General features: G+C 72.9%; 6 protein-coding genes. 2 read left to right on the top strand and 4 right to left on the bottom strand.

What is annotated here, in order from left to right; genetic code table 11:
• On the bottom strand, nucleotides 1-481 hold a 481-nt coding region (locus BZL64_RS19270; RefSeq protein ID WP_143663221.1), incomplete at its 3' end, for a chaplin.
• Between the two features lie 306 nt (nucleotides 482-787).
• On the opposite strand from BZL64_RS19270, the gene BZL64_RS19265 reads away from it, so the two are divergent.
• Nucleotides 788-2,386, top strand: coding sequence for an alpha/beta hydrolase (locus tag BZL64_RS19265; RefSeq protein WP_086770434.1), 1,599 nt, complete (start codon nucleotides 788-790; stop codon nucleotides 2,384-2,386).
• Nucleotides 2,387-3,841, top strand: a complete 1,455-nt coding sequence (locus BZL64_RS19260) for an FMN-binding glutamate synthase family protein (RefSeq protein ID WP_086770433.1) — start codon at nucleotides 2,387-2,389, stop codon at nucleotides 3,839-3,841.
• Here BZL64_RS19260 and BZL64_RS19255 read toward each other — a convergent pair.
• The 3 genes from BZL64_RS19255 to BZL64_RS19245 all read right to left on the bottom strand — a co-directional run.
• Nucleotides 3,834-4,634 (bottom strand): alpha/beta fold hydrolase, encoded by an 801-nt coding sequence (locus BZL64_RS19255; protein WP_086770432.1) that lies wholly within the window; start codon nucleotides 4,632-4,634, stop codon nucleotides 3,834-3,836. The genes BZL64_RS19260 and BZL64_RS19255 overlap by 8 nt on opposite strands.
• Before the next feature lie 63 nt (nucleotides 4,635-4,697).
• On the bottom strand, nucleotides 4,698-5,831 hold the full coding sequence (locus BZL64_RS19250) for an alpha/beta hydrolase (protein ID WP_086770431.1): 1,134 nt from the start codon (nucleotides 5,829-5,831) through the stop codon (nucleotides 4,698-4,700).
• Nucleotides 5,828-7,732, bottom strand: a 1,905-nt coding sequence (locus BZL64_RS19245; RefSeq protein WP_107430320.1) for an SDR family oxidoreductase, incomplete at its 5' end; no start/stop codon positions are given. The genes BZL64_RS19245 and BZL64_RS19250, both read right to left, overlap by 4 nt.

The following is a 7,732-nucleotide window of genomic DNA, read 5'->3' as shown; positions in this document are numbered from 1 at the left end:
GCCGCGTCGGCGGCTCCGGCTTCGGCTCGGCCGGGGGTGCCGGCTCCTCGTCCGAGATGTTGACGGACTCGTTGCCGAACACCGGGTTGGCGACGCCGACGACGTTGACGCTGTTGCCGCTCACGTTGACCGGGAGGTCGACCGGCAGCTGGACGCCGTTGCCGGAGACGACGCCGGGCGAATCCTGGGCACCGCCGTGGGCGCTCGCGCCGCCACCGTTCTTCGCGGGGGCGGCGGCCGAGCCCTTGTTCGCGCAGGCGTTGCCCGCGGCGGGGTTGAGCGCTCCCACCACGTTCACGGTGTTGCCGCACAGGTTCACCGGGACGTTCACCGGCAACTGGACGCCGTTGCCGGAGATCAGTCCCGGGGAGCCGGCCGCGGTTCCGTCCGCCGCGGAGTCGGCGAACGCGGGCATCGCTACGGCCAGCGCGCCCGAGGCGGCGGCGACGGCGATCACACCGTTTCGGGTAACCCGTCTCATGGGTCCCTGCCTTCCAGACATGGTCGCGGGCACTCGCCCGCACCCCGTAGAACGCGGTCCGGACCATGCGGGTTATGGCCAAACGGCTATTCACCCCAATGGGCGCCACTCCCGTGGAAATGGCGGTTAAGCAGACAATCCGGCCGTCGCCCGTGTGCGGCTCGCCTCGCGCGACAGCCGTACGACGGGCCGCGCGGCGGGTCTCGCGCGGGCCGCCCGGTGTGCGGAGGCGGGTCCCGCGGCGCCCGCCTATCGTGGGCCGGGCGGCGGTCCCCGGTCCGCCGCGAGGCGTCCTGGGAGGCATTGATGCTGGCCAAGCTGTCGACGCGACCCGCACGGCGACGCGGCGCGCTCGCCGTGGCCGCCGCACTGACCCTGCTCGGCACCACACTGCCGACGACGGCCGCGAACGGCGACGGTGACCGTCCCCCGGACCTGTCCCGGTTCCACGACCAGAAGGTCACGTGGGGGAAGTGCACGGGCGACGGCATGCCCGACGATCTCCAGTGCGCCAAGGTGACCGTGCCCGTCGACTACGCGCGCCCCAAGGGCGCCACCCTCGACCTGGCGCTCGCCCGCTATCGCGCCACCGGCGACAAGCGCGGCTCCGTGCTGCTGAACTTCGGCGGCCCCGGCGGCCCCGGTGTCCCCGAACTCGCCTACGGCGGCAAGGAGTTCATGGACCTCACCGACGGCTACGACGTGGTGAGCTTCGACCCGCGGGGCGTCGGCCGGTCCTCCCCGGTCAGCTGCGGGGACGCCGAGGACGACGCGTACGCGGCCGTGGACGACGACCCGGACGACCTCGGAGACCCGCGGGAGCTGCTGGCTCAGCTGAAGAAGGCCGCCGCCGCGTGCGCCAAGCACTCCGGCCCGGTCCTGCCGCACATCGGCACGGTGGACGCGGCCAAGGACCTGGACGTGATGCGCGCGGCCCTCGGCGACAAGAAGCTCAACTACCTGGGCTTCTCGTACGGCACCCGGCTCGGCGCGGTGTACGCCGCCCAGTTCCCCGACCGGGTGGGCCGGCTGGTCCTGGACGGCGTGGACACGCTCACCGAGCCGCTCGCCGAGCAGGGCATCGCGGGCGCCTGGGGTCAGCAGGTGGCGCTGGACGACTTCGTGGACTGGTGCGTGAAGGACATCGCGTGCCCGTTCGGGCAGGACGCGCGCACGGCCCGTGAGGAGGTGCTGCGGCTGGTGGACTCCATGGACGAGGACCCGGTGCCGACGGACTTCGGTGAGCCCTTCACCGGACAGGACCTGGTGGGTGCCATCGGGCAGGGCCTGTACAGCAAGCAGTTGTGGCCGTCGCTGGAGCGGGCGCTGGCCCAGCTCGTGGAGAGCGGGGACACCAGCGGCGTGATGGCGTTCGCGACGGGCGGCCTGTCGCTGCCGGTGCGCGACCCGGGCGGCGGTGATCCGGGCGGGGGTCTGGCGGACGAGGAGGACATCCCCCTGGACAACCTGCCGGCGGCGCTGATGGCGATCAACTGCGCGGACGATCCCGACCGCCCCACCGCCGAGCGGATCACCGCCGATCTGAAAAGGCTGCGCGCCGACTACGAGGAGGCGTCGCCGGTCTTCGGGCAGTACCGACTCACCCAGGTCCTGATGTGCTACGGCCGCCCGAAGGGCACGGACTACATACGCGACAAGGTGAAGGACGTGGACACGCCCAGGATGCTGCTCGTCGGCACCCGCGGGGACCCGGCCACGCCGTACCGCTGGACGGTGGAGACGGCGGAGCGGCTCGGGCCGTCGGCCGTGGTCCTCGACAACCGCGGCGAGGGCCACACGGGGTACGGCTCGTCGAAGTGTGTGCACCGCAAGGTCGACGACTTCCTTCTCTACGGTTCCCTCCCGCCGAGCGGCAGCTCCTGCGGGGCCGACGAGGACGACTGAGTGCGCCGCGTTCTGCCGCTGCTGCTGATCGCCGTCGGAGCGGCCTGGACCACCCTCGCCGCGTGCGCCGGCTCGGCGCGGTGGTGGGGCGCGGCCGGGCCGCTGCTGGCGCTCACCGCCCTCGGTGTCCGCGATCTGGTGCAGCGCCCCGACGCGCTGCTGCGGGCGTATCCCCTGACCGGGCGGCTGCCGTTCGTGTCACGGCGCCGTGATGACGGACGGCCCGGCGCCGCAGGAGAGTTCCTGGTGTCGTCCCTCGCGCCGGCCGAACCGGCCGAGGAGCCTCCCGTGGTGCGGGTGGGCGGGCCCGACTGCCGGCTGCCGTACGACATGGCACTGCTGAACGTGTCCGCGATGAGCTTCGGCGCGCTGTCGCCCCGTGCGGTGCTCGCCCTCAACCGGGGTGCCGCGCTGGGCCGGTTCGCGCAGGACACCGGCGAGGGCGGGCTGACCGAACACCATCTGCGGGGCGGCGGTGACCTCGTCTGGGAGATCGGGACGGGCTACTTCGGCTGTCGGACCGGGGAGGGGCGCTTCGACGCGCGGGAGTTCGCGGACAAGGCGGCGCTGCCCGAGGTGCGGTGTGTGTCGCTCAAGCTGTCGCAGGGGGCCGCGCCGGGCGGCGGCGCGCTGCTGCCGGGCGTGAAGGTGAGCGCCTCGGTCGCGCGGGAACGCAAGGTGCCGGTGGGCGAGCCGGTGGTGTCGCCGCCGGGGCACCGGGAGTTCTCCACGCCACGCGAGTTGGTGCTGTTCCTGGCGTGGCTGCGGGAGCTGGCGGGCGGCAAGCCGACCGGGGTCAAGCTGTGCGTGGGTTCGCGTCGCGAGTTCCTCGCGGTGTGCCGGGCGATGGTCGCGGAGGGCGTCGCGCCGGACTTCGTGGTGGTGGACGGGTCGGAGGGCGGCTCGGGCGCGGCGCCGCCGTACGCCGGTGAGGTGGGGCTGCCGCTCACCGAGGGGCTGATCACCGTGCACAACGCGCTGGTCGGTGTCGGGCTGCGGGACCGGGTGCGTATCGGGGCGAGCGGCGGGGTGGCCACGGGCGCGGACGTCGTCCGGCGGCTCGCCCAGGGCGCCGACTACACCAACGCGGCCCGCGCGATGATGCGGGCCGTGGGCTGTGTGGGGACCGGCCGCTGCCACACGAACACCTGCCCGGTCGGTGTCGCCACGCAGGACCCGCGTCGGATGCGCGCCCTGGACGTGGACGACAAGGCCCGGCGGGTCCACGCCTACCAGCGTGAGACGGTCCGCGACGCCGTGCGGATCATGGCCTCGATGGGTGTCCGGGGGCCGGCCGGCCTGACGCCCGCCCACCTGGTGCGGCGGACGGGCCCGGGGACGGTCCGGTCCTGCGCGGAGCTGTACGAGTGGCTGGAGCCGGGGGCGCTGCTGTCCGGGCCGCCGGAGTCCTGGGCGGCGGACTGGAAGGCGGCGGACCCGGACGGCTTCAGCTAGCGGCGTGCGGCCGGTCCGCCGGGGCGGTCACGAAGGCGTCGATGGCCGCCGTCAGCTCGGCCGGCTTCTCCACGGGGAGTTCGTGGCCCGCGTCGATGATGCGGACGGTGGCGTCCGGGTAGGCCTTGGCCATCCGCAGCATCTGCTTCACCGGGAGCTGGATGTCGTGGTAGCCGTGGATCATCAGGGTCGGCGTGCGGATCTCCCCGACCCGGTCCAGGACGTCGAAGGCCCGCATGGCGCCGTACAGCGTCATGACCACCTCGCGCGGGGTGTCCGCGGAGGACTTGATGTAGGCGCGGATCTCGTCTCGCGGGTAGCCGGGGGCGAAGGCGCGCTGGATGTTCGTGGCGACGAACAGCTTGTACGGCACGAGGGTGGAGGCGGCCATCAGCAGGCCCCTCCCCCGGTTGTAGGCCATCCGGCCGATGGAGTTCACCAGCACCATGCGCTCGACGCGCTCGGGGTGGGCCAGGGTGATGGTCTGCGAGATCATCCCGCCCATCGAGTGGCCGATCAGCACGAACCGCTCGACCTCGAGGTGGTCGAGGAGGGCGAGGACGTCGTTCGCCAGTTCCTGGACCGTCTTCACGCCCGCCCCGGCGCTGTCGCCGTGCCCGCGCAGGTCGAGCCGGATCACCCGGCGCGTCTTCGAGAAGTGCGCCACCTGGTGGTCCCAGCGGTGCCGGTTCGCCGTCCAGCCGTGCACGAACACCAGAGGCACCCCGCCGCCCTCGCGCGGCCCCTCGTCGTCGTACGTCAGTCTCGCGCCGTCGACTTCGAGCTGCGGCATGGGTGCCTCCTGCGTGAACGTCCGGTTACTGACGCGTACGGTAACCGGCCGACGGGGTCGGCGTCACCGTCGTTCGCCGAGGAAATCGAGGATGTGGCCGAACACGTCGAGGGCGGCGCCCCGGCCGAGGAACGTGTCCAGGTGGCCGTAGCCCGGTATCTCGGTGTAGCGGACGTCGAGCTGGGGCTGCCGGTGGGCGAGGACCTCGTGGCAGAGCTTCTGGGAGTCGAGCCACAGGCCGTTCTCGCTGCCGGCGAGCAGCAGGACGGGTGTGTCGATGCGGCCGGCCGCGTCCAGGGCGTTCCTCGGCAGCGAACGGTAGCGGCCGTCGGTGTCGTGCCAGCGGACCACACTGCGGGCCAGTTCCATCCGGCGCAGGTGCGGCAGGATCCACAGGGGCGCCGGGCCGAGCAGTTCGGCGAGCCGGTCGTGGGTGGCCTCGGACACGTTCTCGTGCACGAAGAGTGAGGCGCCGCTCCCCCACGCCGAGTTGTGGAGCATCTGGCAGGTCGGGTCGGGGCAGTCCGCCTTGCGGGAGGCCAGGGCGAACAGGGGCGTGTACTTCGACCAGAGGCCCACCTTGCGGAAGTCGACCGGGATGTGGTCGATGCGGGACTTCAGCAGCTCCCCCGCCACCGACATGCGCAGGGAGGTGCGGCCGGCCAGCTTCGGCGTGAGGAACACGCCCTGGGAGACCACGCCGGCGAGACCGGGGACCAGTCCGGCCGTCATCGACAGGGAGAGGGTGAGGGAGCCGATGCAGTGGGCGACGACGAACAGCGGGCGGTCGCCGACGCGTTCGCGGATGTGGGAGACGGCGGCCGGGATGTCGTACAGGGCCACGTCGTCGTAGGTGTAGCGCTGTCCGGTCTCGTTGTAGGGCAGCCGGCAGCTGCCCCGCCAGTCCAGGAGCCAGGGTTCGTAGCCGTCGTCGAGGAGGGAGTCGACGAGGTTGCGGGTCTCCGGGAGCAGGAACATGTCGGCGGACGCGGTGTGGCCGTGCAGGAGGAGCACGGCGGGACGGCCGCTCTCGCCGGGGTCGACACGGGTCAGGCCGAGGCGGACGCCGTCGGCCGCGCGGAACGGGATCTCCTCCACGCGCGCCGGGTCCAGGCGGTGGCGCAGCGGGCGCAGCGCGGTGGTGGTCCTGACCCTCCGGAGCTGCCGCCGGGGCGCTGGGGTCGTCTTGAAGATCATCGGTGGCGCTCCGTGGGGTTCGGGGTGCGGCGCAGGTCGAGCAGGTCCGCGGCGGCGCGGGCGAAGGGGCCGGCGAGTCCGCGGCCCATCTCCAGGCCGAACCACGCGAGCCAGGTGAGCTTGGCGGCCCGCTTCTCCTGGCCGGTGAGGTGCGGGGCGACCTTGATGCCGTCGATCTGGTCGCGGACGTAGGAGTCGGCGGGCACGACGACCTCGCCGGTGAACGTGGCCGGTTCGCCCTCGCGGCCGAGTTCGATCGTCAGGGCGCGGGTCTGACGCCACAGGTCACGTCGGGCGCGGGCGTACTTGTGACCCTCCAGCCACCACAGCTGCCCGCCCGCGTCGCGCAACCGCAGGCGGTAGCGCAGGAGTTGGTGCTTGAGTCCGTGCTGCTGCGGGATGCCCTCCTCGGGGCGCACCCAGAGGTCGCCGTGGACGACGGTGAGCGGCTCGGCGTGGACCGCCGGGCAGGTGATCTCGCCGGAGACGTCGACCCGGCGCTCCTTGACGAGCTGGTACATGCTCGCGATGGAGAGGGTCAGCGCCATGGAGCAGGGGGTCTGGGTGGTGTCGCCGGTACGGCGGACCAGGCCCTGGGTGGTCTCCGCGAACCACAGGTAGGGCTGGTCCTCCTTGCGCGGCAGCCGGGCGAGTCCGTCACCGGCGAGCTTCTCGAACGTCTTCAGCTGGGCCTGCGCGTCGTACCGGGCGGCCGGGGTCAGCCCGAGGGCCTCCACCAGGGCGTCGGTGCGCTCGGCGCTCGCCGCCGGGCCCTTGAGCGTGGCCTCGCACAGCTTCAGCGCGGTCGGGCTCTGCAACACCCTTGCCAGGAAGGCGAGTTCGGGTACCGGCTCGGCCTCCAGGCGGGCCAGGGTGTCGGTGCGCCACTCGTCCCAGTCCTCGACCCGTACGTGCATTCCGCCGAACGCCATGTCACGGACGACGTCGTCGAGCGTGTTGGGGACGCCGGTGAGGTTGTAGTCGAAGCCCCAGGCGTCCGGCTCGCAGACGACGGCCACGGCGACGCGGCTGACCCAGTCGACGGGGGCGGCGTTGAGGTAGCGGAACGCCGGTACGGTGCGGAAGCGGCCGAACGCCGAGATCAGACCGCTGCTGAGGTCCTGCGGGTTGTAGGCGCCGGTCTTCGTGTGGCCGCCGATGCCGCCGGGACGCAGGGCGGAGACGATCAGCCCGTGGTCGCGGGCGCGGCGCAGGGCCGCCTCGGCGGCCCACTTGGACTGGTCGTAGCCCGCGACCAGGCGGTCGACGTGGGCGAACGGGTCGTCCTCGCCCATCGAGCTGATGCCGACCTCGTTGAAGACGGCGATCGAGGAGATGTGGTGCAGCGGCTTGGGCCGTCCGGTGGCGGCGAGTTCGGCGAGGGTGAGGGTGCCCAGGACGTTGCTGGCGCGCAGCGACTGGTAGCCGCGCAGGAAGTCGACGGCCGCCGCGACGCCGACCACGCTGTCCAGTTCGTGGGCGAGGGTGTGCCACAGCTCGTCGGACAGGCCGAGGCGGGGGCGGCGGATGTCGCCGGGCAGGACGGTGACACGGCGGCGGACCTCCGCGTTCCACGGCAGCCGGTAGGTGCGCAGCTGTGCGGCGAGCCGGGCGGTCGCCGCCTCCTCGTCGGCCCCGCGGACCAGGCAGTACACATGGGCGTCGCTGTGCCGGAGCAGGTCGAGCAGCATGTGGCTGCCGAGGAAGCCGGTCGCGCCGGTGAGCAGGATCCGCCGGGGCGGCAGCGGCTCGGGCGAGCGGAGGAAGGGGAGACGGTCGGCGAGCGCGAGGTCGGCCAGGATCTGGTCGAGATCCTCGCGGCGGGCGGTGCCGTGCGGGTCGTCCGCGAGGTCGGGGAGCGGGAGGGTGGTGACGGCGGCGGGCCGCTCGGGCCCTGTCTC

The organism is Streptomyces bobili, assembly GCF_002154575.1.
Taxonomy (GTDB): Bacteria; Actinomycetota; Actinomycetes; order Streptomycetales; family Streptomycetaceae; genus Streptomyces; species Streptomyces bobili.
The sequence above is the reverse complement of the archived record's forward strand: the minus strand, read 5'-3'. Positions and strand labels throughout refer to the sequence as shown.

Bases quoted from the DNA above. Each gene is read 5' to 3' on its own strand.
- BZL64_RS19255 (WP_086770432.1), bottom strand. From the start codon at position 4,634: ATGCCGCAGCTCGAAGTCGACGGCGCGAGACTGACGTACGACGACGAG.
- BZL64_RS19265 (WP_086770434.1), top strand. From the start codon at position 788: ATGCTGGCCAAGCTGTCGACGCGACCCGCACGGCGACGCGGCGCGCTC.
- BZL64_RS19250 (WP_086770431.1), bottom strand. From the start codon at position 5,831: ATGATCTTCAAGACGACCCCAGCGCCCCGGCGGCAGCTCCGGAGGGTC.